Here is a 23,794-nt window from a genome sequence, read left to right on the forward strand (position 1 = left end):
ATGATCTTCACCCAGGAACACGAAGCACTGCGTCGCACGGTCCGCCAATTCGTCGATCACGAGATCAATCCCCACGTCGAAGAATGGGAAAAGGCCGGGCGCTTTCCCATCCACGAGATTTTCCGCAAGGCCGGCGACCTCGGCTTGCTGGGGATTTCCAAACCGGAAAAATTCGGTGGGATGGGACTCGACTACAGCTATTCGATCGTGGCGGCCGAAGAGTTCGGCACGATTCATTGTGGCGGGATTCCGATGTCCATTGGCGTGCAGACCGACATGTGCACGCCCGCCCTCGCCCGCTTCGGCTCCGATGAATTGCGCGAAGAATTCCTCCGTCCCGCGATTACCGGTGAACAGGTCGGTTGCATTGGCGTCTCCGAAGTCGGTGCCGGTTCCGACGTCGCCGGATTGAAAACCAGCGCCCGCAAGGACGGCGACGACTACGTGATCAACGGCAGCAAAATGTGGATCACCAACTCGCCGAGCGCCGACTTCATTTGCCTGCTCGCCAACACCTCCGACGACAAACCGCACGTCAACAAATCGCTGATCATGGTGCCGATGAACACCCCAGGCATCAGCCTCAGTTCGCACCTGGACAAGCTCGGCATGCGCAGTTCGGAAACCGCCCAGGTGTTTTTCGAAAACGTGCGCGTGCCGCAGCGCAACCGCATCGGCCATGAAGGCGCGGGCTTCATGATGCAGATGCTGCAATTCCAGGAAGAACGTCTGTTCGGCGCGGCGAACATGATCAAGGGCCTGGAATACTGCGTCGACAGCACCATCGAGTACTGCAAGGAGCGCAAAACCTTCGGCAGCGCGCTGATCGACAATCAGGTCATTCACTTTCGCCTGGCCGAACTGCAAACCGAAATCGAATGCTTGCGGGCACTGGTCTATCAGGCCACCGAGCAGTACATCAAAGGCCAGGACGTCACGCGCCTGGCGTCGATGGCCAAACTCAAGGCCGGTCGCCTGGGTCGCGAAGTCAGCGACAGCTGCCTGCAATATTGGGGGGGCATGGGCTTCATGTGGGACAACCCGGTGGCCCGCGCTTACCGTGACGTGCGACTGGTGTCGATCGGCGGCGGGGCCGACGAAATCATGCTGGGCATCATCTGCAAACTGATGGGCATCCTGCCGGGGAAAAAGAAATGAGCGCCCTGCCGGTTTGCCAGACCTTGCTGCTCGAATCCCATAACGGCGTGCTGCACATCACCCTCAACCGCCCGGAAAGCCGCAACGCCATGAGCTTGCAGATGGTTGCCGAACTGCGTGCGGTGCTCGCCGCGGTGCGTGACGATCGAGCCGTTCGTGCGCTGGTGATCGGCGGTGCCGGCGGGCATTTTTGTGCCGGCGGGGACATCAAGGACATGGCCAATGCCCGGGCTCAAGGCCCGGACGCCTATCGCGATTTGAACCGAGCGTTCGGCGCGCTGCTGCAAGAGGTGCAACACGCGCCGCAAGTGGTCATCACGGTACTGCAAGGCGCGGTACTTGGCGGTGGATTGGGACTGGCCTGCGTCAGCGATGTCGCGCTGGCCGATCACCTGGCGCAGTTCGGTCTGCCGGAAACCAGTCTCGGTCTGTTGCCCGCGCAGATCGCGCCGTTTGTGGTGCAGCGCATCGGTTTGACCCAGGCGCGTCGACTGGCACTGACGGCCGCACGCTTCGATGGCACCCAGGCACGGCGCATGGGCTTGGTGCATTTCGTCGAGCATGACGCGCAAGCCTTGGCCGAACGCCTCGATGAAATTCTGGCCCATGTGTTGTGCTGCGCGCCGGGGGCGAATGCCACGACCAAAAAACTGTTGTTGGCGAGTGCGGGGCAGCCTTCGGACGCGTTGCTGGATGAAGCCGCCGGGTGGTTCAGCGAAGCGGTGACCGGGGCTGAAGGGGTCGAGGGGACGATGGCCTTCGTGCAAAAACGTAAACCGGGGTGGGCCCTCTAAAAGCTTCGCGGGCAAGCCTCGCGCCTACAGGTTTTGTGCCGAGCCCAATCCCGCGGCAATCGCTGTACCTGTAGGAGCGAGGCTTGCCTGCGAAGAGGCCATCACATTCACCGCAATAACAAGGGAACAACCCATGCCCGGACTCAGCAAAATCCTCATCGCCAACCGCGGTGAAATCGCCTGCCGCATCCAGCGCACCGCCCACGCCCTGGGCTACCGCACCGTCGCCGTATTCAGCGATGCCGACGCCGACGCCCTGCACGTCCAAATGGCCGACGAAGCGGTCAACATCGGCCCGGCCCCGGTGCAGCAGTCCTACCTGAACATCCCGGCGATCATCGACGCCGCCCGGCGCAGCGGTGCCGACGCGATCCACCCCGGCTACGGCTTCCTCTCGGAAAATGCCGAATTCGCCCTCGCCTGCCAAAACGCCGGCATCACCTTCATTGGCCCGAGCCCCGAAGCAATCGAATTGATGGGCAGCAAGCGCCTGTCAAAACTCGCCATGCTCGCGGCCGGCGTGCCCTGCATCAAAGGCTATCAGAGCGCCGAACAGGACGATGCGACCCTGAGCCGCGAAGCCGCACGCATCGGCTATCCGCTGATGATCAAGGCCAGCGCCGGCGGCGGCGGACGCGGCATGCGTCTGGTGCACAGCGCCGACGATTTGCTGGAACAGCTGCGAACCGCGCGCTCCGAAGCCCTGCACGGGTTCGGCAGCGACGAACTGATTCTCGAACAAGCGCTGATCGATCCGCGCCATGTCGAAATCCAGGTGTTCGGCGACCAGCACGGCAACCTGATCTACCTCGGCGAACGCGACTGTTCGATCCAGCGTCGCCACCAGAAAGTCATCGAAGAAGCACCCTGCCCGGTGATGACCACCGAGTTGCGCCAGGCCATGGGCGAAGCGGCGTTGAAGGCTGGGCGCGCGGTGAATTACGTGGGCGCCGGCACCGTTGAGTTTTTGCTGGACGCGCGCGGGCAGTTCTACTTTCTGGAGATGAACACCCGGCTGCAAGTGGAACACCCGGTGACCGAATTGATCACCGGCCTTGATCTGGTGGCCTGGCAGCTGCACGTCGCCGAGGGCCTGCCGCTGCCGTTGAGCCAGGAAGAAGTGCAGCTCAACGGGCATGCCATGGAAGTGCGTTTGTACGCCGAAGATCCGGCCCAGGGCTTTTTGCCACAAACCGGGCGAATCGAGGCGTGGGAGCTGGCGTTGCAAGACGGTATGCGGATCGATCACGGTTTGATCGAAGGCCAGAACATCAGCCCGTTCTACGATCCGCTGCTGGGCAAGATCATTGCCCACGGAGCCACCCGTGAAGAAGCGCGGCGCAAGCTGCTGCGGGCGGTGCAGGACAGCGTGTTGCTGGGCGTGCAAAGCAATCAGCGCTTGCTCGCCAGCCTGCTGCAACACCCGCAGTTCATCAGCGGCGAGTTCAGCACCGGGTTTATCCCGAGCTGTTTCGCCGACCATCCTTGTCTGCATCCGAAGGTGCCGAGCGTCGAAGAACTGGCCATTGCGGCGGCGTTGTTCTATCACGCCTCGGCGCAGGCACACCGCGCCCCGCTGGCCGGTTGGCGAAACAACGCCAGCGTGCCCCTGCATCTTCGAATCGGCCTGGAGGATCAGGACTGGCCGGTGGAACTGAACGCAGCGCCTGACTCACCGTACCGCTTGCAAGTCGGCAGCCGAACCCTCGAATTAAAGGTCATTCAGTGCGACGGGCACTGGGCAACCCTGATGATCGACGGCATCCGCCAACGCCATGCCTACCGCCTCGCGGGCGGGCAACTCTGGCTGTTCACCCGCCCCGGCAGCCTGCGTCTGGCCGATCGGACCCAAGCCTTGGTCAGCAGCCAGGCCAGTGTCAGCTCCGGCACCCTCAAGGCACCCATGGACGGGGCGATCGTCGACGTACTGGTCAGCGAGGGCAGCCCGGTCAGCAAAGGTCAATTGCTGGTGGTGCTCGAAGCGATGAAAATGGAGCACCCGCTCAAATCAGGGATCGACGGCGTGCTTAAACGCTTGAAGGTGCGAGTCGGCGATCAGGTCAAGAATCGTCAAATTTTGTTGGAGGTCGAATAAGCCGCTAGGCGGATCCGCCGGCTTTGGCTACGCTCAAGCCCTATCAGGACGCGGATACCAGGAACCCTGCGATGCCTCACTGGCTGGTGATCGATCTGGAAGCCACCACCGATGACGGTGGCTGGCCAGTTACGGAAATGGAAATCATCGAAATCGGTGCCACCCTGGTGGACCGAAAAGGGCGCGAGGTGGATTGTTTCCAGTGCTTCGTTCAGCCACTGCGTCGGCCTTTGCTGACGCCGTTTTGTCGGGAGCTGACGCACATCACTCAGGCCAACGTCGACGCAGCGCAGACGCTGAGTGAGGTCTGGCCGTCATTCGAGCAATGGCTCGTGCGCCATCAATCGGAGCTGGAGGGCTGGGCCAGTTGGGGCGATTACGATCGCAAGCAACTGCTTCAGGAATGGCAGCGACTGCATCTGTGCAGCGTGCTTGAGAAAGTGCCGCACATGAATCTCAAACAGCGCTTTGCCAAGGCCCGGCGCCTGGAACGCCCGCTGGGGCTCAACGGCGCGCTGCAACTGGCGGGCATGCAGTTCAATGGCCAACAGCATCGGGCGCTGGAAGATGCGCGCAATACGGCGCGCCTGTTGCCGCAGGTTCTCCCGCCAGAGAGGTGACGGCGTTCATGGCCTTGTGCATACTGGCCGGCCCTTTTTAGCCCTTTTCGAGGAATCGCCCATGTTTAAAGTCAACGAGTACTTCGACGGCACCGTCAAGTCGATCGCCTTTGGCACCGCTGAAGGTCCTGCGACCATCGGCGTCATGGCTCCGGGCGAATACGAATTCGGCACCAGCCAGCGTGAAATCATGCACGTGGTGACCGGTGCCCTCACCGTCAAACTGCCTGACAGCACCGATTGGGAAACCTTCGCCGCCGGCAGCCAGTTCAACGTGCCCGCCAACAGCAAGTTCCAGCTGAAAGTGGCCGTCGACACCGCTTACCTGTGCGAATACCGCGGCTAAACCCCCGGGTTTTCACAACGACAAAAAATGCCCGGGCCCCTTGGGACCCGGGCATTTTTTATTTCGTGTGTTTATTCCAGGATCGTCACTGGCATGCCGACTTCAAGTTGACCATTGCTGTCGTTGACCAGGTTCTGCCCGAACATTGCACCGTCCGCCTGGGAACGGTATTTCTGCAACGTGGCCAGAGGCTCGCGATCACTGCTGCGCTCACCGGTTTGCGGGTCGATGGTGGTCAGGATGCAGCGCGAACAGGGCTTGACCACGCGAAACTCAACATCCCCGATGCGAATACGCTTCCAGTTGTCCTCGGCAAACGCCTCGCTGCCCTCGATCACCAGGTTTGGTCGAAAGCGCAGCATTTCCAGCGGGCGCCCGACATTTTTCGAGAGGTCTTCCAGGGAAGCCTGCCCGATCAGCAACAGCGGGAAGCCATCGGCGAACGCCACTTGATCGTCATTCCGGCCATAGCCCGCTTGTGTGGTGCGCGCGCGATCCAGAGGAATTTGCACCAGGCGCGTCGGCTTTCCAATGAACTCACTGACCCAGGCGCCGGCTTCATCGCCGGCATCGGGCACGCGCAGGCTGTCTTTGAAGATCGTCACGCCCCGCAGTTCAGCGCCGCTGCTCGGCAAGGCAATATCGATTGCCGGGCGCCCGGGTGCACTGAGGGTCAAGCCACCGTCAGCATTCCATAACGCCGACAGCTGGCTCATCTTCCCCACCGTGCGCTGGGTCAGGAAGCGCCCATTGGCCTCGTCCACGAGCATCCAGCGGCGGTCACCGTCCAGCCCCAGTTTGTCGAGACAAATCTGCTGCAGGGCCTCGGCCTTGCCGGATTTCAACGGATAACGGTAAAGCGCGCTCAGACGCAACATGGCCAGCTCCCTGGTGGGCAAAAAATGCCACCCTATACGAGCTTGGTCGCCGAATCAAAGACAGAAAACCGATCTGTATTTACCTTGTGGGGGCGGGCCTGTTCGCGAAGGCGATGTATCAGCCAATATCAATGTTGACAGTGATGGCCTCTTCGCGAGCAGGCTCGCTACAGGTTGATCGTGTGCAGCCTAAATCGTGTCAGGCCGGCACTTCATCGAGCATCAGGCGCTGACGCACTACGTCGACGAGTTTGTCCGGCTGAAACTTGGAGAGGAAATTGTCGCAGCCGACCTTCTTGACCATAGAGTCGTTGAAACTGCCCGACAGCGACGTATGCAGCACCACGTACAGGCCACGCAGGCGCGGGTCGTTGCGGATTTCGGTGGTCAGGCGATAGCCGTCCATTTCCGGCATTTCCGCGTCGGTAAAGACCATCAGCAGTTTGTCGGTCATCGACACGCCCGTATCGGCCCAGGCCTTGAGCATGTTCAGCGCCTTCAAGCCGTCGCTGGCGATGTGCATCTTCACGCCCAACTGGCCCAGGGTGTCGCGCAGTTGCGACAGGGCAACGTTGGAGTCATCCACCAACAGCACTTCACGACCACGGGCGCGCTCCAGCACCGGGTCGTCGAGTTTCTCGCGCGAGACCTTGGCGTTGTACGGCACGATTTCGGCCAGGACTTTTTCGACGTCGATGATTTCCACCAACTGATCGTCGACCTTGCTGATGGCGGTCAGGTAATGCTGGCGGCCGGCGCTGGCCGGCGGCGGCAGAATGGCTTCCCAGTTCATGTTGACGATGCGGTCTACGCCGCCAACCAGGAACGCCTGCACTGAACGGTTGTACTCGGTGACGATGATCGTACTGGTAGGGCCAGGCACCAGCGGACGCATGCCGATGGCCTGGGACAGGTCAATCACCGGCAACGTCTGCCCACGCAAGTTGACCACGCCGCAGACAAACGGATGGCGCTGGGGCATTAGGGTCAGCTTCGGCAGTTGCAACACTTCCTGCACTTTAAAAACGTTGATCGCGAACAATTGCCGACCGGCCAGCCGGAACATGAGAATTTCCAGGCGATTCTCACCCACCAGTTGTGTGCGTTGGTCTACCGTGTCGAGAATGCCGGCCATTAATGACTCCTGGGCTTGTTCTGATGAATTCACTAAAGAGGGTTATCGGCAGTTTCGGCCAGACCTTGACCCTGAGACAAAATGCCATGATCGGGCATTGATGTCACATTAACATCATGCTTTACTGGCGCAGCGATTTCATCTGCTTCATCCCCTGCGGCGCGACCTCGGTTTGCACGTTAGGTTCCCCTGTGTAAGGGATTCCCCTAGTAACAATCAGGCCCAACCTGATATTCGCAATATCCAATAGCCATTAATGTGACGCCATTCTCATTGCATGAACGGAGTCAGGCTTTTGTGTGCGATCGCAGGTAAGTGGCCATCCACCCTCTCGAGTTCCCCAGCCTGCGCCCAGGCCAGCCGGAGCGCGATCTCATGCCGGCACGGCAGCGTCGGGACGCTGGACGTCTTCGTCGACACACACGACATCCCCTCATTTGACATGACGTTGTGGAGATAACCATGCCGAACGACACTAAACAGTGGGCTCAGCGCTTTCCGGAGTTCCTCGTCGAGGCTGAAACACTCCTGGCCAAATCGGAAGAGTGCCTTAGCCATCTGCAGTTGATCAGCAATGACAAAGACGCAATCGATTGCATGCTCAGCAGCCTGCTCAAATTAGCGAGTAAGGCGGATGCCCTGGCCCTGGAGGCGGTTTCTGAGTTTTCGCTGCACATCCATGGCTTGTTGAACCACGCCCAAGGCCACATGCAACTGCACGACCAGGCCCTGTGTGCGTTGAAGGACTGCTTTACGTTGATGGCCTGGCAACTCGAACTCATCGATCAGACCACCGGCCAACTCAGCCTGGATGAAAGTGAACAGACTTCCCTGATTGAAGCCTTTGCGTTTCAGGTCGGACAAAGTCATTTCCAGCCTCCGGTTAATTCCAAACCCTTCACGCTTGTTTCCTATTCGGAGCGGCAGGCTTAATCCGCCAGATAACCAAGCCTTATTGCGTATTATCATTGTCATGATGCCGCTCATTAATTGGAGTGTGCTCATGTCAACGACAGCTCGATGCAAATAACTATTCCCTCCGTTAAACTTTTTCCATTATGGAACTATCGTCCTAAACCCCTAATTCCTGACTGAATAGACATATATACCGAACGCGACCAACGGTAGCTTAAATGGTATTATGCCGACCATTAGTTGACGCCATTCTAATGTCAAAGTGACTCCAGACGAGTGCAGGCCGAATTTGAAGGTGCTGTCAGCCCCCGCCCTGGATTGCACGGCTAGAGACGAGTCACTACAGATTTCAGACAGAGACCCGTCATCCACGATGGCCGGTCTGCCCGCAGCGAACATCCATTGGCTCCATCCGCTATGTACGCCAGCCTCAAGTCATTCACCCCACGGCTCCCCTCCCAAAAAAATGCGCGGCGGTTAACGCTTTTGCTGTGCACCGCCTCGGCACTTGGCAGCCTGCTGGTTTTCAGCTTGTCTGCTTCAGTGCCGATGAGTCTGCTGGTACTGAACATGGCGGCACTTGGCTGCGTCTGGGTACAACATTTCCTGTCGAGCAAATCAATAAAATTTCAGCCACAAGAACTAGCCGATCGTCTACTTGAGGTCCAGGAAAATGAACGTCATCGTCTCAGCAGGGAACTACATGACGACATCGGCCAGTTGCTGACCGCGGCAAAACTTCAAAGTGAATGGCTCAAACGCCGGATGCCTGAAGACATGCAAGGCCAGTGCACGGTGCTCTGCGACACACTGGACGAAACCCTTGCCAAGGTTCGCGATGTCTCGGCCATTCTCAATCCCAGGCAGTTGGCCAGCCTCGGACTTGAAGCCAGCCTGCGTGCGCATTTGCTCAAGACCCTGGCCAATACTTCAATTCACTGGAGCCTGGAATGCCATCAACGCCTGACCGGCGTACCGGAAGAAATGGCGGTGGCCGCCTTTCGAATCACCCAGGAAGCGGTGACCAATATTCTTCGCCATGCCAAAGCGAATAACCTGCTGATCCGCCTGCAACGCATGCCCCAGGGTTTGGCGCTGCTGATCAGCGACGACGGCCTGGGGTTCGCACCAGCCGCAGACCCCGGTCGAGAGGGGCAACGCGGGATGGCCGGGATGGTGGAACGGATCGATCAACTGGGCGGTACCCTGGTCGTGACCAGCGAGCCGGGCAAAGGCACTCAAATCGAAGCACTCTTTCCCTGGGCGCCCCGTGCGCTCGAACGGGCCAGTACGAATAAGGTTATGCATTGACTTGTAACTTACTTCTGGTGGATGACCACTCGCTTATCAGGGCAGGCGTGCGCGCTCTGGTGCTGGATATTCCCGGCTACGCGGTCATTGGTGAGGCCAATGACGGCTCGCAGCTACTCGAGATGGTCGAGAAGCTGTCCCCTGACATCGTTCTGCTGGATATCTCCATGAAGCAGACCGGCGGCCTTGAAGCCTTGCAGCGACTCAAGCAGGTCCGCCCGCAAAGCAAGGTGTTGATCCTGTCGATGCACACCGACCCGGCCCTGATCATGCAGGCGCTTGAGTCCGGTGCCCATGGCTATTTGCTCAAAGACACCACGGCCACCGAGCTGGAACATGCCCTGGATGCCTTGCGCAACAACGAGCGTTACCTGAGCCCGGCCATTGCCCACACAGTCATCAACCAGGCACTGATTCGTAACCAGAAGCATCAACCCGAGGCTGCGGACTCACACAACCTGACGGCCCGCCAGCTGGAAATCCTGCGACTGATTGTTCGGGGCAAATCCACCCGGGAAATCGCCAATGGCCTGGGCCTCAGCATCAAAACCGTTGAAACCCACCGCTCGCAGATCATGAAGCGCCTGCAGATCTACGACGTGGCCGGCCTGGTGCTGTTTGCCGTGCGCGAGCAAATCATCAGCCTGGACGACTGACCGTTTTCGAAGCGCTCAGCAGAGGCGAATTCTGCGGCAAATGCACGCGCAATGCCGCTGGACGCGCCGAGAATCGCAGGCTCTCGCCCTCGATAGGTTCGCCATCCAGATTGATGTAGAGGCCTTCCGCAACTTTGATCTCGACCCATGGCAGGCGAGCTCGCACAAACATGTTGTCGATGCCGAAGCCATCGGCCAGCAGCGTTTTCAACGTACCGACCACTTCCTGCGGCGCCGGCAAAATGCTGATATCCAGCAGCCCATCGTCAGCCAGCGCCTCCGGGCACAGTACATGACCACCGCCAGCCTGCCGGCCATTGCCGATACCCAACGCCAAAAGCTCACCACTCCAATGAAAGTCCGGCCCCTGCAACTCGCCGTAGGCAGCATGCAGTTCGCTGAAGCGCGACAACCCGGTGAACAGATACGCCGCGCCCCCGAGGACTTTCTTCAAGTCTTCCGAGGTATTCGCCGTGACCTGACTGCCAAAGCCGCCGGTGGCCATGTTCAGAAAGACTTGACCGCCCACCTCGCCCAGATCGATCGCTTGCGGTGCAACCTCCAGAAGGTCCAGCGCCAGAGCGGGTTCGAGCGGCACACCGGCGGCACGCGCAAAATCGTTCGCGGTGCCCAGCGGCATCAGCACCAGACTGGCCTGCGTCGAATGCGCTGCCATGGCCTCAGCGATATCACGCAAGGTGCCATCACCGCCGCCGGCAATCAGTTGCGTATAGCCCGCGCTCATGGCTTCTTCCACCAGCCGCTGCGCGTCACCCGCCTCCCAGGTCAGTCGGACGGCCAACTCCCAGCCCTGCTGGCGTTTAACGTCGACGGCCGCACGGACCTCCTCGTTGAGCGCCTGCTTGCCATGCAGAATCAACAGCGCTTTGCGCTCACTCATTATTGCCGCTCCCATGTTTGGACTCCCTATGAGAGATGTTGACCTCACCACCGCCTATAAAAGTCGCAGGGATTTGAATTTTTTTGAGCCGTACAGCCTTGTGGTCCTACAGCGCGGGAAATTTTCTTACAACATGTGCGGAATCGGCTCAATTGACCAACCTTGGCGATTGGTACACCTTGAGGTCCGCGGCATCAGTCATCAACATTCAATACACAGGGATGTGAAAACCATGAGTAGACCTTCTTCAAGGGCCACACAAAGCGCAATCAACACCAGTGTCGGCCATCCAAAGGGCTTGAAGGCAAGGAGCGTTCCAGCCCATGCAAAGCCATGACATCAGGTTGCCGATCAGTCAGGTCGCGCCATCGGTAGGCAATCGCGCCAATCATCAGGCTGAACTCAATAACAGCGCAAAATCCGCCGGAGGAGTTGATATGGAACCTCGCGTCATTGAACTCGAGACACACCTCAAATACATCCGAAGAGACATGGAAGAGGTCCGTGGCGATGTTAAATCCATCAAACACAGGCTGGCCTATTCTGCGGGTGGAACAGCCGTGGTCCTGGGGCTGCTGGGCTGGGTCGCCAACAGCCGCTTTGATCAGGTCGTGTCACTTCTGGTTCGTTAAACGCTAGCCATACACGCAAGCTCCGGCACGATCTACCGGGCTTGCGTGGCAAGACTTTCGCCAGAATCAGCTCAGGACTTCGCTCAGCGGAATGAAGTTCACGTCATCGCCTTCGATCAACGTGCGGTCTTCCAGTACTTCAACCAGACCATCAGCCCAAGCGGCACTGCGGAGCACCCCGGAGCTCTGATTCTTGTAGATGATTGCCCGACCATTCTCCAGGCGTCCACGCAAATACTCTCGACGATTACCAGCCTTTGGCCAGTCGAACCCTGCAGGCACCTGAAACTTTAATGGCTCGACCTCTTTCACACCCTGGCGGCGCAAAAGATAGGGTCTGGCCAACAAGGCAAATGTAACCAGCGTCGACGCAGGGTTGCCGGGCAAACCAATCACGGGGACGCCGCGAAAATGACCGAACGTCAGCGGCTTGCCTGGTTTGATGGCGAGTTTCCACAGGGTCAACTCGCCCTCTTCGCGCAAGGCAATGCCCAGAAAATCGGCTTCTCCCACCGACACGCCGCCGGTAGAAAGGATCAAATCGACATCCTTCAACTCCCCAAGGCGGGCGCGGGTGGCCGCTAAATCATCGGGAAGAATTCCGGCATCGATCACTTCACAGCCCAAGCGCTGCAACCAACTGCACAGCAACACGCGATTACTGTTGTAAATCTGTCCCGGCCCGAGGGGCTGGCCCGGCTCTATCAATTCATCTCCGGTTGACAGGACTGCGACACGAACCTTGCGAACCACGTTCAGCTCAGCACATCCCAGCGACGCCGCCAGGCCCTGCTCGATAGGTCCCAGACGGGTGCCCGCCGGCAAAACAAGTTCGCCAACGGTAGTTTCCTGGCCTTGCGGGCGAATATTTTGACCCGGGGTCATTGCCTCGATAAAACGAACGCGCTCGTCCGCCTGAACCTCGGCGTTCTCCTGCATCTCGACGCAATCGGCACCTGCCGGTACAGGCGCACCGGTAAAGATTCGGGCGCAGGTACCTGGCTTCAATGGTTCGGGTGCCTGGCCGGCGAAAATCTTCTGACTGACCATTAAGGGTTCGCCCGTCCAGTCAGCGACGCGCAAGGCATAGCCGTCCATGGCACTGTTCGGCCAGGGCGGCAGATCAAGCGTCGAGACCAGGTCGTCGGCCAGTATGCGACCTTCAACCTGTGCCAACGGCAAGCGCTCACGCTCACCTATCGTTGATGCCTCAGCCATTTCCAGCAAACGCGCGAGCGCGACTTCGACCGCCATCAAGCTACCGGCTTTGCCGGGCTTACCCACGGGATTCACAGGGTGCCGCCTGTTTAAGGTGAGCGACGAAATTGCAGGGACGGTGCCGCGAATCCAGCTGTTCGGCGAGAATGCCATCCCAGCCAGTGCGCACAGCATTGGTCGAACCCGGCAAACAGCAGACCAGCGTGCCATTGGCCAAACCCGCCAGGGCCCGGGACTGAACAGTCGAAGTGCCGATGTCCGCGACCGAAATCTGCCGGAACAACTCGCCGAAACCGTCGACTTGCTTGTCAAGCAGACAGCTCACCGCTTCCGGCGTGCTGTCGCGCCCCGTGAACCCGGTACCGCCGGTGATCAACACCACCTGCACGACATCCTCGGCAATCCAGTTGGCGACTTGCGCGCGAATTTTGTAGAGATCATCTTTAAGCAAAACCCGAGCAGCCAGGTTATGGCCGGCAGCGCTCAAGCGGTCGACGAAAAGCTGCCCTGACGTATCGGTTTCCAGGGTGCGGGTATCGCTGACCGTCAACACCGCGATGTTGAGCGGCGCGAAAGGTACTTCAGCCTTGGCTTTCATAGGCTCGTCCAGTTGTAGGATAAACAGCCCGGTGTTATATCACAGCGCCCCGTTTTTTCGCCGCCCCCATGGAGACGTGCCATGACCTTGAGTACACATTTGCCGCCCTGCTCCGTTCTGCTCCTGGCCGGTGGTCGAGGCCAACGCATGGGCGGCCAGGACAAGGGTTTGCTGGAATGGCATGGCGAGCCACTGATCGCGCACCTGCATCGCAAGACCCGCGCGCTGAGTGATGATCTGATCATCTCCTGCAACAGGAACCTGGAAAAATATGCGCCTTTTGCCGACCAGTTGGTCCATGACGATGAAGGCGACTTCCCGGGCCCCTTGGCCGGTATTCGCGCCGGCCTCAGGGCCGCCCGCCACGCCTGTCTGCTGGTGTTGCCGTGCGATGTGCCGCGCATCGATGCGGCCCTGCTCCAGAGCATGCGCGAAACCGCCCGCCAGCATCCGGACAAACCGCTGATGCTGCGCCATAACGAACACTGGGAGCCGTTGCTGTGCATCATCCCGGTGGCGCTTTCGGCAGCGTTTGAAAGAGCCTGGAATGAGGGCGAACGCAGTCCGGGACGCCTCATGCGCAAATTGGGCGCTACCGCCCTGCAATGCCCCGATAACGATCCTCGCCTGGCCAACCTCAACACGCCGGAGCTGTTAAGTGCACACAACACTGTGTCAGACTGACACGAGAAGGAACTTGCGCGCGTTGCATACGTCTCAAGCTCAGTAACCAAAAGAATTCATATTCGGAGACACACTCATGACTCAACGGACCCTCGCCACTCTCATGCTCGCACTGGGCCTTGCAACCCTCGCCGGTTGCGCATCGCCTACAGTGATCACCTTGAATGACGGTCGCGAAATCCAGGCCGTCGACGCGCCAAAATACGATGACGAATCGGGTTTCTACGAGTTCGAACAGCTTGATGGCAAACACACCCGCATCAACAAGGATCAGGTTCGTACCGTTAAAGAGTTGTAATGGTTACGGCACCACCGGATACAGAAAAGCCCGCTTGATGCGGGCTTTTTCGTGCCTGATGCACTGTGATCACCATTGCAGGGTGATGGTGCTCTCGAATTCACGTGGTTGGCCTGTGACCGGGTCGACAAACCGCAAACCCTGAGCCAGCAGCTTCAAGGGATTGGCATAGTCGTCCTCGACATCCTTGAGCACCTGCGGGTAGAACGGGTCGTTGCAGATACTGGCGCCCAAAGCAGTCATGTGCACCCGCAACTGATGTTTCTTGCCGGTCACTGGATAAAGTCCATAACGCCAGAGATCGCCGTTCTTCTCACGAACCTCAACTGCCGTCTCGGTGTTGCTGGTACCCGGACCTTCCTGCATGCGAAAGAATGGCTCGCCATCGACCAGCCGACTTTTATGAATCAGTGGAAAGGTGAGTTCAGGCAATGCGCGGGCGATTGCTTCGTAGCGTTTTTCGATATTCCGTGTAGGAAACAATGACTGGTAAGCCGAGCGACTCTCAGGGTTCGCTGAGAACAACACCAGTCCCGCCGTGTGCCGGTCAATGCGATGCAAAGGCACAAGATTCGGGTTATCCAGGCGACGGATCAGCCGCCGCAACAACGTCTGCTCCACGTATTCCCCGGCAGGCGTCACTGGCAGAAAATGTGGCTTGTCCGCCACCACCAGATGCTCGTCGGCATACAGGATCGACTCGACCACCGGGATCGGTTTTTCGTCCGGCACCTCACGAAAGTAATGAATCCGCAGGCCTTCCTTGTAACGCAGATCCAGAGCGATCGGTTGACCGTGCCCGTCAAGCACGCGACCACGAGCAATCCTGTCCAGCCATTGTTCACGACCAATAGCGCTGAAGTGGTCGCACAGGCAATCGAGCACGGTCTGCCACGGACCCGGCGGCAAATAGAGCGTGCTGGCCTGGTTGTGCGAAGCAGAAAAAGATGAAGTGGACATACAAACGCTCTGACCCTCAATACAGGCCAGCATTATCCAACACTGGCCGGAACGAACCTAGAAGAGAATCCTCACGCCGGTATCTGCTTGCGCGCCGCCGCTTCGGTGAACTCCTTGAGCCAGCGCAGCACATCGACCGCTTCCCAGCGGCCTGGATCATAAAGCGCGTACAACAAGCCCTGATAACCCACGACATCGAGCTGGCGGTGATAACCCGCGCGCTGGAACAACGCTTCGATTTCGGCAAAGCAGGTGTTGAAGTGCAGTTTGTTGAAGGGTGTTTTTCCTTCCGTGACCAGACCATCCAGACGCAATTCGAGGACCGCCTCGCGCACAACATCAACCGACATCCGGTTCACGCTGTTTTTCAATTGTTCGACATTGACCACGATCTTCCCCTCTCACGCCCGGTACTGCCTGCTCGAACCTGAAAACCAGGGGCGAACGGCAATATTACGAATAACTGTATGCGCATACAGTATCCGAAGAGCATCGGTTAAGCCAAGGGGATCATTCGCAAAGTTCGACAAACGGGACATCGCCAACCACAAAACCGCTTAACGCAGGAACGCCACCACCTCGTCGGCATTGAATGGCCAGCCCAGTTCAGCGCCGGTATCGACCCGCCGTAGCACCGGGATACGCAGGCTGTAAGCTTCAAACCATGTTTCATCTTCAGCGATATCCACCAGCTCCACCAGCAGACCACGTTCGACAAACTCCATCAGCATGGCTTCGGCCACTTCACAGAGGTGGCACCCAAGGGTGCCGAACAACTGACATTCAGGAAGCATGAGCGCTCAACCTAAAAAATTAAGAACCTATTCTAGGCTTGCTCCGAAAAGCCGTCGAGCCGGTGAATTTTCTGCCCTTGAGCACAAATCGCAATGGGCGGCGGTAAAACCCTGACGCATATCAGTCGCTCCAGCGGCCAATTACGTGATGCTCAGGTTTTTTTTACTTCTACGCTTGAGTAGCCAGCCCCTCACCGGAGTTTTTCGTGTTCGCCAACCTCTTGATCATTCTCGCCTCCTCCCTGGTGGTGATTGCATTGTTCCAGCGCCTGCGTTTGCCTCCGGTGCTGGGCTACCTGTGCGTAGGGCTGATGGTCGGGCCGACGGCGTTCAACTGGGTGAATGAAAGCGAAGAGTTGCCAGACCTGGCCGAGTTGGGCGTGGTGTTTCTGCTGTTCTCCCTTGGGCTGGAGTTTTCCCTGTCGAAGATGATCGAGCTGCGTCGGGTGGTGTTCGGCCTTGGTAGCCTGCAAGTGTTGGTGTCGGGGATTTTGATGGGGGCATTGCTGATGCTGTTCGGCATGCCGACGACGCCCGCGTTGTTACTCGGTGCCGGTCTGTCGCTGTCTTCTACGGCCATAGTCAGCAAGGAGCTGAGCAGCCTCGGCGAGATATTCAGCAGTCACGGCCAGAATGCCATCGCCGTGTTGCTGTTCCAGGATGTGGTGGCGGTGCTGTTGCTGACCCTGGTGCCGGTGTTCGCCGGCAACAGCGATCAAGCCTGGTATTGGGCATTGCCGTTGACGCTGGGCAAGACCCTGGTGCTGTTCGGTGGTTTGCTGCTGGCCAGTCGATGGTTGTTGCCCCGCCTGTTCCATGAAGTTGCCGCCGCCCGCTCCCCGGAGCTGTTCGTGCTGCTGGCGCTGGTCATCGTTTTGCTGACCGCGTGGCTGACTCACCTGCTCGGTCTCTCCCCTGCCCTGGGTGCATTTCTCGCCGGCATGCTGCTGGGGGAAAGCCACTATCGGCACCAGATCGAGGCGGACATCCGGCCGTTCCGCGACATCTTGCTCGGGTTGTTTTTCGTCAGCATCGGCATGCTGATCGACTTGCAGCTGTTTGTCAGCCACGGCCTTATGGTTCTCGGCCTGACGCTTGGGTTACTGCTCATCAAGGGCACAGTGGTCGCGCTGCTGGTCAAATGGCGCGGCAGCGACGGCGAAACCGCCTGGCGCAGCGGCCTTGCATTGGCTCAGGGTGGCGAGTTCTGCTTTGCCTTGATGGCGCAGATGCAGCAAAACAAACTGATGCCTGCCGACTTCGGAGGTCTTCTGCTGGCCGCGACATTCTGCTCGATGCTGGTGACACCGTTGTTGCTGCGCGCCGCCCCCCACATTGCGACACGCCTGCATCGCAAGCCCAACGAAGAAGCAAAACTGGCAGAAATCAGCGCGCTTAACGCCGACTTGCACAACCACGTTGTGATTTGTGGCTACGGTCGCGTGGGTCAGTCGATCGGCCGCGCGTTGCGCAACGCGCGCCAACCTTACCTTGCGCTGGACACCGATCCGGTGCGTGTCCAGGAAGCTGCCGTGGATGAAACCTGTGTGCATTACGGCGACTCGCGGCGCGGTGAACTGCTGCTCGCGGTCGGGCTGGCGCGGGCCAGGCTGCTGGTGATTGCCGTGGACCAGACCGACATCGCGCTCTTGATTCTCCAGGAAGCGCGCCGATTGAACTCGAAGATTCCGATCCTGGTACGCACTCGAGACGACAGCCAACTGACCGAGTTGAAAGCGGCCGGCGCCAGCGAAGTCGTGCCCGAGCTGTTGGAATCGAGCCTGATGCTCGCCTCCCACGCCCTGATCATGCTGGGTTTACCCGCGCATCAGGTACAGGAGCGGGCCGACCAGATACGGCATGATCGTTATCGTCTGCTGCACGGTTTTTATCCCGGGAGCGACGATGAAGAAAAGTGAATCAGTCCTGGCTCACGGCGCCGATCTTGTGCACCGACAAGTCCGCACCGTAATACTCCTCTTCCTGGCTCAGGCGCAGACCATGCAACGCCTTGATCCCGCCGTACACCACAAAACCACCGAGCAACGCGACGATCACACCCAACGAGGTGCCGATCAACTGGCTGATCAGGCTCACCCCACCCAGACCACCCAATGCACTCTGACCGAAGATGCCGCAGGCGAGTCCTCCCCAGACACCACACAAACCATGCAACGGCCAGACACCCAGCACATCGTCGATGCGCCATTTGACTTGAGCCGCGGTGAAGCACCAGACGAACAGGGTCCCGGCGATCACACCGGTGACCAGCGCGCCCACCGGGTGCATCAGGTCGGAACCGGCGCAGATCGCCACCAACCCGGCCAGTGGACCGTTATGCAGAAACCCCGGGTCGTTGCGTCCGACGATCAGTGCCGCCACGGTGCCGCCGACCATGGCCATCAGCGAGTTCACCGCGACCAATCCGCTGACGCCTTGCAGCGTTTGGGCGCTCATGACGTTGAAGCCAAACCAACCGACGATCAGGATCCACGAACCCAATGCCAGGAAGGGAATGCTCGATGGTGCGAACGCCACCAGCCGCCCTTCGCGATAACGCCCTTGCCTGGGGCCGAGCAACAACACCGCCGCGAGGGCCAGCCATCCGCCCATGGCGTGGACCACGACCGAGCCCGCGAAGTCATGGAAGCTGGCGCCAAATTGTTCCAGCAACCAGGCTTGCAGCCCGAAGTTGCCGTTCCAGATCATGCCTTCAAAGAACGGGTAGATGAACGCCACGATCAGCGCCGTCGCACACAACTGCGGAACGAATCTGGCGCGCTCGGCAATGCCTCCGGAAATGATCGCCGGAATCGCCGCCGCGAAGGTCAGCAGAAAGAAAAACTTAACCAGCCCGTAGCCATGATCCGCATTGATCACCGCCGCTGGTTGCATGAAGGTAACCCCGTAGGAAATCCAATAGCCTATAAAGAAGTAGGCCAGGGTCGAAATGGCGAAGTCGCTGAGGATCTTCGACAAGGCGTTGACCTGATTCTTTTGTCGAACCGTGCCGACTTCAAGAAAGGCAAAACCGGCGTGCATGGCCAGAACCATGACCGCACCGATAAGAATGAACAACGTATTGGAGCTATGGACCAGACTGTCCACAGCGCTTTGCAGATTTTCCATGGGTTGGCAGACCTGAAGGCTAAAAGGCACCAAAGCGGTTCGCGCAGGGAATTTGTGCACCAAGTTGCGGCTCGCAGGATCAAGGCATTGATCCCCATGAACCGCTTTGGCGCACAAGGCTGAAACCTAGACGCGAGTATTAATTGTTTGAATCAGGGTTTTCCTGAAATCATGCCCGGCAACAGCGCAACGGCGCGGGCTGATGCACCATGACATAGCAAAAGTTGTACCAGTCATTTGTACTGAACCTTCACATAACGCTCATACTCGAACGCTTCAGAAGCCAATTACGGAGATCACCAATGGCCCGCATCAAAGCAAAGACTGCTCAAGATATCCTGATGAACGACTTTCAGACTCTGGTCAACGACACCGAGCGGTTGCTGGAACACACCGCAACCCTGGCTGGCGATCAGGCCGATGAGCTGCGCGCCCAGATCCACGACAGCCTGCTGCGTGCCCGCGAAACGTTGAAGCTGACCGAAGACTCCCTGCGCGAACGCGGCCAGGCTGCCGTTACCGCTGCCGAAGATTACGTGCAGACCAATCCATGGCAATCGGTCGGGATTGCGGCGGGTGTCGGTTTTCTGATTGGCCTGCTGGCCACTCGGCGCTGATATGTCTATCGGTGAATCCAGCTCGTCCGCGACGGGCACAAGCTCTTCATCGCGGCGCCTGGGTGCCGCTTTTCTTGGACTGTTGCACAGCCATGTCGAACTGTTCGGCATCGAGTTGCAGGAACAGAAAGCGCGCACCGTAAGCCTGTTGCTGTTTGCAGGCCTGGCGCTGGTCTTTGCGTTGCTGTTGCTGGTGGGCTTGTCGACGCTGGTGCTGATTCTGTTCTGGGACACCTACCGTCTGCCAGCGATCATCGGACTCTGTGTGTTCTACACCCTGGCTGCAGTTTTCTGCGCCATGCGCCTGAAAGCAGCGATTTTCGATGAGTCCTCACCCTTCCACGGCACCCTGGAAGAATTGGCCAACGATAGGGAGCGCCTGCTGCCATGAGCCTGCCTGAATTGCCCCATAACAGCTCTCGCACCGAAATGCGCAAGGCGCTGATACGCCTGCGCATGGAAATGCATCGCCAGGAAATCCGTCACGAATCCGCGCAATTGCTGCAACCCCTGCAGCGGGTACGCGGGATGACGAAAAACCTGCACGATGGCTTCGGCATCAAGCACGCCCCGCTCTGGGGCATGGCCGCCGTGACGCTGCTCGGTTTTCTGACCGGTAAAGGTGCCAAGAACGGCGGTACCGGCAGCCTGACCCGGCTGGTTCGCCTGGGCACAACGCTGGGCCCCCTGATCAAATTGGTCATGCAGGGTTCTTCGCGCAAAGACTGAATAGCCACTATCTGGCTGCATTCTTGCAACACCACCGGGATTAACCTCTTTATCGAGAGGTTCAATCCTGTGTGCCTACCCGGCGAACAGCTCAATCCAAAAACAAGACCTTACTAAGGAGGCCTCGTGATCGACGGGCAACCGCTCGCCTGCTTTCAGCCATTTATCGATACCGCCACGGGCCGTATCGCGGGTGTGGAAGCGCTGGGTCGACTGCGACAGGCCGACGGTCAACTGGCTTCGGTGGGGCCGTTGTTCGCCGACCCGCGAACACCCGCCATCGCCCTTCGTCGCCTTGACCGGCAGATCCGCGATAACGCGCTGAGCCGTTTGCATGAAGCGCCATCGGACTGGTTTCTGAGCCTGAACATATCACCGCGCTGGATCAACCGCTTACGGCCGGACCAGGCTCTACCGAGCCTCAAGCAATTGAGCCGACACAACGTCGATCCGCAACGCATCGTCTTCGAGATCACCGAACTGGGGGGCGACATCCAGCGCCTGGCCGACGTCGTGGCACGCTATCGACACGCCGGGGCACGGATCGCCATCGATGATTTTGGTGCCGGTTACTCGCAACTTGATCGCGTGCTGGCCCTGCAACCGGACATTCTCAAGCTCGATATGCGACTGTTCCAGGCCGCGGCATTGGGCGGCCCCAGTAGCGACGTGGTGAAAGCCCTGGCGCAAATGGCCGAGAAAACCGGGTGCTGGATCATTGCCGAAGGGGTGGAAACCGAAGATCAGCTCAATTTCGCCCTGGAGTGCGGCTCGCGTTACGTACAAGGATTTCTCTTTGCCCGGGCGCAGGAGGACTTCTTCGCCACCGACGCCTTTGTCGAACGTTTCGCGCAACTGCGCCAGCGTTATGTTCAGCAGAAACTGGGCGAACGCGGTCGACTGATGATCATGCGCCAGCAACTCTGCGAATTGATGGCGATCCTGCAAGCCTGGGCCCTGGCCCGTGCGCCGCTGAACGCCTTGCCACAGCTGCAGGCGTTTCCATGGCTATTGCGCTTCTATCAATGCGACCGTCACGGCACCCAGTTGACGCCCAATCTGGAATGGCGCAACAACGGCTGGGAGGCCGATAACCGCTACCTGGGTCATAACTGGTCGTGGCGACCCTATTTCTATCAGTTGCTGGCCGAGGGCTGGGAAGAGCGGCGCCTGACACTGTCCACGACCTACCGCGATGCCACCAGCAATCAGTATTGCCTCACCGCCGGGCAATTTTTCGACAACGGCGAGCGACTGCTGCTCATCGACATCGACGCCGCCGGGCTCTAGTACTGCTTGCAGGCGCAGGCACGAACCCGGAAGCTAGAGGCTCAGTCACCTGACGGAGAGTCCAGCCTTGGATTGGCAAACCCTGCTTACCCGCGAACGCCTCGGAAAGCCTCTGCACAGCCCGGAAGAACTCGGCCGCAGCCCTTTTCACAAAGACCACGATCGCATCATCTTCTCGGGTGCCTTTCGCCGCCTCGGGCGCAAGACTCAGGTCCACCCGGTCACCAGCAACGATCACATCCACACACGCCTGACCCACTCGCTGGAAGTCAGCTGTGTGGGTCGATCGCTGGGCATGCGCGTCGGTGAGACCATTCGCAGCGCCTTGCCCGACTGGTGCGAACCGAGCGACCTGGGGATGGTGGTGCAATCGGCTTGCCTGGCCCATGACATCGGCAATCCACCCTTCGGGCATTCCGGCGAGGACGCGATCCGTCACTGGTTCCAGCAGGCCGCCGGCCGTGGCTGGCTGGACGCCATGAGCGACGTCGAACGCAATGACTTCCTGAACTTCGAAGGCAACGCCCAAGGCTTCCGGGTGCTCACCCAGCTCGAATACCATCAATTCGACGGCGGCACCCGGCTGACCTACGCCACGCTGGGCACTTATCTGAAATACCCGTGGACGGCAAAGCACGCCGATTCATTGGGCTACAAAAAGCACAAGTTCGGCTGCTATCAGAGCGAACTGCCGTTGCTGGAGCAGATCGCCCTTAAGCTCGGCCTGCCGCAATTGGAGGAACAGCGCTGGGCACGCCATCCACTGGTGTACCTGATGGAGGCTGCGGACGATATCTGTTACGCGCTGATCGATCTGGAAGATGGCCTGGAAATGGACCTGCTGGAGTACGCCGAAGTCGAGTCTTTGCTGCTCGACCTGGTGGGTGATGATCTCCCGGAAACCTATCGCCAACTGGGCCCACTGGATTCGCGTCGGCGTAAACTGGCGATCCTGCGGGGCAAGGCCATCGAGCACCTGACCAATGCCGCCGCCCGAGCCTTCGTCGAGCAACAGGACTCGCTGCTGGCCGGCACGCTGCCCGGCGATCTGGTGGAGCACATGCATGGTCCGGCCAAGCGCTGCGTCTTGAATGCCAAAGACATGGCGCGCAAAAAGATCTTCCAGGACAAGCGCAAGACGCTGCACGAAATCGGCGCTTATACCACCCTCGAAATCCTCCTCAACGCATTCTGTGGCGCAGCACTGGAACAACACAACGGTCGAACACCGTCCTTCAAGAGCCGGCGCATCCTCGACCTGCTAGGCAACAATGCGCCCGATCCTCATGGTCCTTTACACACCTCGTTCCTGAGAATGATCGACTTCATCGCCGGCATGACCGACAGCTATGCCAGTCAAATGGCACTGGAAATGACCGGTCGCTCAAGCCACGGATAACCGTGCATCGTTCAGCCGCGCCAGGGCCTCCTGACCGGCTGATCGACGTTCCGTGCATTTCTCGTTTCAATCCGCGCGTCAGCAGAATCGTGCAGAGCCGACTGATCGAATGAACGGTCCGATCGCGAAACAATCACGCGCCCTCTGCTCGACAGATGAAGCATGAAAAAACCCATGTCTGAACACGATTGGCGCATCTTGCTGGTGGAAGCCCCCCCTTCCAGCTCAGGGCCAACCAGCCAAATGGGAATGATCAGACAGGCCATTTTGCTGAGTAGTCTGACATCCATTGAACTGGACGCTCTTGAAAGAATAGCCGTCGAACACGGGCTGCCCTTGTTGGGCTATTTGATAAAACCCCTGAAACAATCAGACCTTAGAAACTTATTGACCTTGATTTCACTGTAAAAAAGCCCCCAAACAAAGACACACTAAAAAACATTTAAACAACAATCTAATCCATTTCAAATCAATCTGTCCGACCCACCAAACGCACAAACAACACCTTGACTGATCCTCATGCAAAACCTAGTTGATCCGTAGTCCGATTCTTCTTCGAATGTAGGAATTATCTTATATTGCCACTACAGGCCTGTCAGTTGATCCCCCCCTCAACTATCTGAGCTAAGGTGCGCGC

26 protein-coding genes and 1 pseudogene are annotated in these 23,794 nt (G+C 58.8%); 18 read left to right on the plus strand and 9 right to left on the minus strand.

Annotated features, from left to right (window positions below; translation table 11 throughout):
• The 5 genes from atuD (at position 1) to FBY01_RS16405 (ending at position 5,013) form a co-directional block, all read left to right on the plus strand.
• Entirely contained in the window at positions 1-1,158 is a 1,158-nt protein-coding gene (gene atuD, locus FBY01_RS16380; RefSeq protein ID WP_010461218.1) for a citronellyl-CoA dehydrogenase, read from the plus strand.
• Positions 1,155-1,952: an enoyl-CoA hydratase/isomerase family protein gene (locus tag FBY01_RS16385; protein WP_010461220.1), complete on the plus strand. Its 798-nt coding sequence runs from the start codon at positions 1,155-1,157 to the stop codon at positions 1,950-1,952. Before atuD ends, FBY01_RS16385 begins: the two co-directional genes overlap by 4 nt.
• A 133-nt stretch (positions 1,953-2,085) precedes the next feature.
• A complete protein-coding gene (locus FBY01_RS16395) occupies positions 2,086-4,047 on the plus strand; it encodes an acetyl/propionyl/methylcrotonyl-CoA carboxylase subunit alpha (RefSeq protein WP_145308609.1) in 1,962 nt (653 codons plus the stop codon).
• Between the two features lie 71 nt (positions 4,048-4,118).
• Positions 4,119-4,667: an exonuclease domain-containing protein gene (locus FBY01_RS16400; protein WP_145308611.1), complete on the plus strand. Its 549-nt coding sequence runs from the start codon at positions 4,119-4,121 to the stop codon at positions 4,665-4,667.
• A 61-nt stretch (positions 4,668-4,728) separates the two neighbouring features.
• The gene (locus tag FBY01_RS16405; RefSeq protein WP_010461229.1) at positions 4,729-5,013 is read left to right on the plus strand and encodes a pyrimidine/purine nucleoside phosphorylase; all 285 of its coding nucleotides are present in this window, start codon (positions 4,729-4,731) and stop codon (positions 5,011-5,013) included.
• Positions 5,014-5,084: 71 nt separating this feature from the next.
• Here FBY01_RS16405 and FBY01_RS16410 read toward each other — a convergent pair whose 3' ends face one another.
• Both FBY01_RS16410 and FBY01_RS16415 read right to left on the minus strand, forming a co-directional pair.
• Complete coding sequence (locus tag FBY01_RS16410) at positions 5,085-5,891, minus strand: MOSC domain-containing protein (RefSeq protein ID WP_145308614.1); 807 nt, start codon at positions 5,889-5,891, stop codon at positions 5,085-5,087.
• Between the two features lie 199 nt (positions 5,892-6,090).
• Positions 6,091-7,026 (minus strand): chemotaxis protein CheV, encoded by a 936-nt coding sequence (locus FBY01_RS16415; RefSeq protein WP_010461233.1) that lies wholly within the window; start codon positions 7,024-7,026, stop codon positions 6,091-6,093.
• Positions 7,027-7,488: 462 nt separating this feature from the next.
• On the opposite strand from FBY01_RS16415, the gene FBY01_RS16420 reads away from it, so the two are divergent.
• The 3 genes from FBY01_RS16420 (at position 7,489) to FBY01_RS16430 (ending at position 9,908) form a co-directional block, all read left to right on the plus strand.
• Positions 7,489-7,959, plus strand: a complete 471-nt coding sequence (locus FBY01_RS16420; protein WP_010461234.1) for a hypothetical protein — start codon at positions 7,489-7,491, stop codon at positions 7,957-7,959.
• Between the two features lie 399 nt (positions 7,960-8,358).
• Positions 8,359-9,252 carry a sensor histidine kinase gene (locus FBY01_RS16425; RefSeq protein ID WP_102593937.1) on the plus strand — a complete coding sequence of 298 codons (894 nt, stop codon included), beginning with the start codon at positions 8,359-8,361 and terminating at the stop codon, positions 9,250-9,252.
• Positions 9,249-9,908 carry a response regulator transcription factor gene (locus FBY01_RS16430; RefSeq protein WP_010461240.1) on the plus strand — a complete coding sequence of 220 codons (660 nt, stop codon included), beginning with the start codon at positions 9,249-9,251 and terminating at the stop codon, positions 9,906-9,908. Before FBY01_RS16425 ends, FBY01_RS16430 begins: the two co-directional genes overlap by 4 nt.
• Here the strand turns inward: FBY01_RS16430 and yegS are convergent.
• Entirely contained in the window at positions 9,892-10,809 is a 918-nt protein-coding gene (yegS, locus tag FBY01_RS16435; RefSeq protein ID WP_145308616.1) for a lipid kinase YegS, read from the minus strand. The two genes, FBY01_RS16430 and yegS, sit on opposite strands and share 17 nt — an antisense overlap.
• 323 nt (positions 10,810-11,132) lie before the next feature.
• Between yegS and FBY01_RS16440 the strand changes: the two genes are divergently transcribed.
• Positions 11,133-11,441, plus strand: a complete 309-nt coding sequence (locus FBY01_RS16440; protein ID WP_145308618.1) for a hypothetical protein — start codon at positions 11,133-11,135, stop codon at positions 11,439-11,441.
• Positions 11,442-11,507: 66 nt separating this feature from the next.
• On the opposite strand, the gene glp is transcribed toward FBY01_RS16440, so the two are convergent.
• Positions 11,508-12,734, minus strand: a complete 1,227-nt coding sequence (gene glp, locus FBY01_RS16445; protein ID WP_145308620.1) for a gephyrin-like molybdotransferase Glp — start codon at positions 12,732-12,734, stop codon at positions 11,508-11,510.
• Positions 12,718-13,257 (minus strand): molybdenum cofactor biosynthesis protein B, encoded by a 540-nt coding sequence (gene moaB / locus FBY01_RS16450; RefSeq protein WP_083374693.1) that lies wholly within the window; start codon positions 13,255-13,257, stop codon positions 12,718-12,720. The genes glp and moaB overlap by 17 nt, the downstream gene beginning before the upstream one ends.
• An 81-nt stretch (positions 13,258-13,338) precedes the next feature.
• Here moaB and mobA point away from each other — a divergent pair, with 81 nt between their 5' ends.
• Both mobA and FBY01_RS16460 read left to right on the plus strand, forming a co-directional pair.
• The gene (gene mobA / locus FBY01_RS16455) at positions 13,339-13,941 is read left to right on the plus strand and encodes a molybdenum cofactor guanylyltransferase MobA (protein ID WP_145308622.1); all 603 of its coding nucleotides are present in this window, start codon (positions 13,339-13,341) and stop codon (positions 13,939-13,941) included.
• 76 nt (positions 13,942-14,017) lie between these two features.
• Entirely contained in the window at positions 14,018-14,239 is a 222-nt protein-coding gene (locus FBY01_RS16460; RefSeq protein ID WP_010461249.1) for a YgdI/YgdR family lipoprotein, read from the plus strand.
• Positions 14,240-14,308: 69 nt separating this feature from the next.
• On the opposite strand, the gene FBY01_RS16465 is transcribed toward FBY01_RS16460, so the two are convergent.
• From FBY01_RS16465 to FBY01_RS16475, 3 genes are all read right to left on the minus strand, one after another.
• Entirely contained in the window at positions 14,309-15,199 is an 891-nt protein-coding gene (locus FBY01_RS16465) for a pseudouridine synthase (protein WP_145308624.1), read from the minus strand.
• Positions 15,200-15,270: 71 nt separating this feature from the next.
• Positions 15,271-15,588, minus strand: a complete 318-nt coding sequence (locus FBY01_RS16470) for a transcriptional regulator (protein WP_145308626.1) — start codon at positions 15,586-15,588, stop codon at positions 15,271-15,273.
• A 168-nt stretch (positions 15,589-15,756) separates the two neighbouring features.
• The gene (locus FBY01_RS16475; protein WP_010461255.1) at positions 15,757-15,993 is read right to left on the minus strand and encodes a glutaredoxin family protein; all 237 of its coding nucleotides are present in this window, start codon (positions 15,991-15,993) and stop codon (positions 15,757-15,759) included.
• Positions 15,994-16,199: 206 nt separating this feature from the next.
• On the opposite strand from FBY01_RS16475, the gene FBY01_RS16480 reads away from it, so the two are divergent.
• Positions 16,200-17,912 carry a monovalent cation:proton antiporter-2 (CPA2) family protein gene (locus FBY01_RS16480; protein WP_145308628.1) on the plus strand — a complete coding sequence of 571 codons (1,713 nt, stop codon included), beginning with the start codon at positions 16,200-16,202 and terminating at the stop codon, positions 17,910-17,912.
• Between the two features lies 1 nt (position 17,913).
• Here the strand turns inward: FBY01_RS16480 and FBY01_RS16485 are convergent, their stop codons facing one another.
• Positions 17,914-19,122 carry an ammonium transporter gene (locus tag FBY01_RS16485; protein ID WP_010461260.1) on the minus strand — a complete coding sequence of 403 codons (1,209 nt, stop codon included), beginning with the start codon at positions 19,120-19,122 and terminating at the stop codon, positions 17,914-17,916.
• Positions 19,123-19,424: 302 nt separating this feature from the next.
• Here FBY01_RS16485 and FBY01_RS16490 point away from each other — a divergent pair, with 302 nt between their 5' ends.
• The 6 genes and pseudogenes from FBY01_RS16490 to FBY01_RS16515 form a co-directional block, all read left to right on the plus strand.
• Positions 19,425-19,739, plus strand: a complete 315-nt coding sequence (locus FBY01_RS16490) for a YqjD family protein (RefSeq protein ID WP_010461262.1) — start codon at positions 19,425-19,427, stop codon at positions 19,737-19,739.
• A gap of 1 nt (position 19,740) precedes the next feature.
• Positions 19,741-20,130 (plus strand): phage holin family protein, encoded by a 390-nt coding sequence (locus FBY01_RS16495; protein ID WP_042932237.1) that lies wholly within the window; start codon positions 19,741-19,743, stop codon positions 20,128-20,130.
• A complete protein-coding gene (locus FBY01_RS16500) occupies positions 20,127-20,468 on the plus strand; it encodes a hypothetical protein (protein WP_010461265.1) in 342 nt (113 codons plus the stop codon). The genes FBY01_RS16495 and FBY01_RS16500 overlap by 4 nt, the downstream gene beginning before the upstream one ends.
• 126 nt (positions 20,469-20,594) lie before the next feature.
• Complete coding sequence (locus tag FBY01_RS16505; RefSeq protein WP_145308630.1) at positions 20,595-21,758, plus strand: EAL domain-containing protein; 1,164 nt, start codon at positions 20,595-20,597, stop codon at positions 21,756-21,758.
• Positions 21,759-21,825: 67 nt separating this feature from the next.
• Entirely contained in the window at positions 21,826-23,157 is a 1,332-nt protein-coding gene (locus tag FBY01_RS16510; RefSeq protein ID WP_010461269.1) for a deoxyguanosinetriphosphate triphosphohydrolase, read from the plus strand.
• Positions 23,158-23,394: 237 nt separating this feature from the next.
• A pseudogene (locus tag FBY01_RS16515) lies at positions 23,395-23,565 on the plus strand (response regulator); the annotation flags it as partial.
• Positions 23,566-23,794 lie beyond the last annotated feature (229 nt).

The sequence above is a fragment of the Pseudomonas sp. SJZ077 genome, from assembly GCF_007993905.1.
Classification (GTDB): domain Bacteria; phylum Pseudomonadota; class Gammaproteobacteria; order Pseudomonadales; family Pseudomonadaceae; genus Aquipseudomonas; species Aquipseudomonas mandelii.

Bases quoted from the DNA above. Each gene is read 5' to 3' on its own strand.
- FBY01_RS16490 (WP_010461262.1), top strand. From the start codon at position 19,425: ATGGCCCGCATCAAAGCAAAGACTGCTCAAGATATCCTGATGAACGAC.
- FBY01_RS16425 (WP_102593937.1), top strand. From the start codon at position 8,359: ATGTACGCCAGCCTCAAGTCATTCACCCCACGGCTCCCCTCCCAAAAA.
- FBY01_RS16420 (WP_010461234.1), top strand. From the start codon at position 7,489: ATGCCGAACGACACTAAACAGTGGGCTCAGCGCTTTCCGGAGTTCCTC.
- FBY01_RS16500 (WP_010461265.1), top strand. From the start codon at position 20,127: ATGAGCCTGCCTGAATTGCCCCATAACAGCTCTCGCACCGAAATGCGC.
- FBY01_RS16400 (WP_145308611.1), top strand. From the start codon at position 4,119: ATGCCTCACTGGCTGGTGATCGATCTGGAAGCCACCACCGATGACGGT.
- FBY01_RS16385 (WP_010461220.1), top strand. From the start codon at position 1,155: ATGAGCGCCCTGCCGGTTTGCCAGACCTTGCTGCTCGAATCCCATAAC.
- FBY01_RS16395 (WP_145308609.1), top strand. From the start codon at position 2,086: ATGCCCGGACTCAGCAAAATCCTCATCGCCAACCGCGGTGAAATCGCC.
- mobA (WP_145308622.1), top strand. From the start codon at position 13,339: ATGACCTTGAGTACACATTTGCCGCCCTGCTCCGTTCTGCTCCTGGCC.
- atuD (WP_010461218.1), top strand. From the start codon at position 1: ATGATCTTCACCCAGGAACACGAAGCACTGCGTCGCACGGTCCGCCAA.
- FBY01_RS16485 (WP_010461260.1), bottom strand. From the start codon at position 19,122: ATGGAAAATCTGCAAAGCGCTGTGGACAGTCTGGTCCATAGCTCCAAT.
- FBY01_RS16495 (WP_042932237.1), top strand. From the start codon at position 19,741: ATGTCTATCGGTGAATCCAGCTCGTCCGCGACGGGCACAAGCTCTTCA.
- FBY01_RS16405 (WP_010461229.1), top strand. From the start codon at position 4,729: ATGTTTAAAGTCAACGAGTACTTCGACGGCACCGTCAAGTCGATCGCC.
- FBY01_RS16415 (WP_010461233.1), bottom strand. From the start codon at position 7,026: ATGGCCGGCATTCTCGACACGGTAGACCAACGCACACAACTGGTGGGT.
- moaB (WP_083374693.1), bottom strand. From the start codon at position 13,257: ATGAAAGCCAAGGCTGAAGTACCTTTCGCGCCGCTCAACATCGCGGTG.
- FBY01_RS16460 (WP_010461249.1), top strand. From the start codon at position 14,018: ATGACTCAACGGACCCTCGCCACTCTCATGCTCGCACTGGGCCTTGCA.
- FBY01_RS16475 (WP_010461255.1), bottom strand. From the start codon at position 15,993: ATGCTTCCTGAATGTCAGTTGTTCGGCACCCTTGGGTGCCACCTCTGT.
- FBY01_RS16410 (WP_145308614.1), bottom strand. From the start codon at position 5,891: ATGTTGCGTCTGAGCGCGCTTTACCGTTATCCGTTGAAATCCGGCAAG.
- FBY01_RS16465 (WP_145308624.1), bottom strand. From the start codon at position 15,199: ATGTCCACTTCATCTTTTTCTGCTTCGCACAACCAGGCCAGCACGCTC.
- yegS (WP_145308616.1), bottom strand. From the start codon at position 10,809: ATGAGTGAGCGCAAAGCGCTGTTGATTCTGCATGGCAAGCAGGCGCTC.
- FBY01_RS16440 (WP_145308618.1), top strand. From the start codon at position 11,133: ATGCAAAGCCATGACATCAGGTTGCCGATCAGTCAGGTCGCGCCATCG.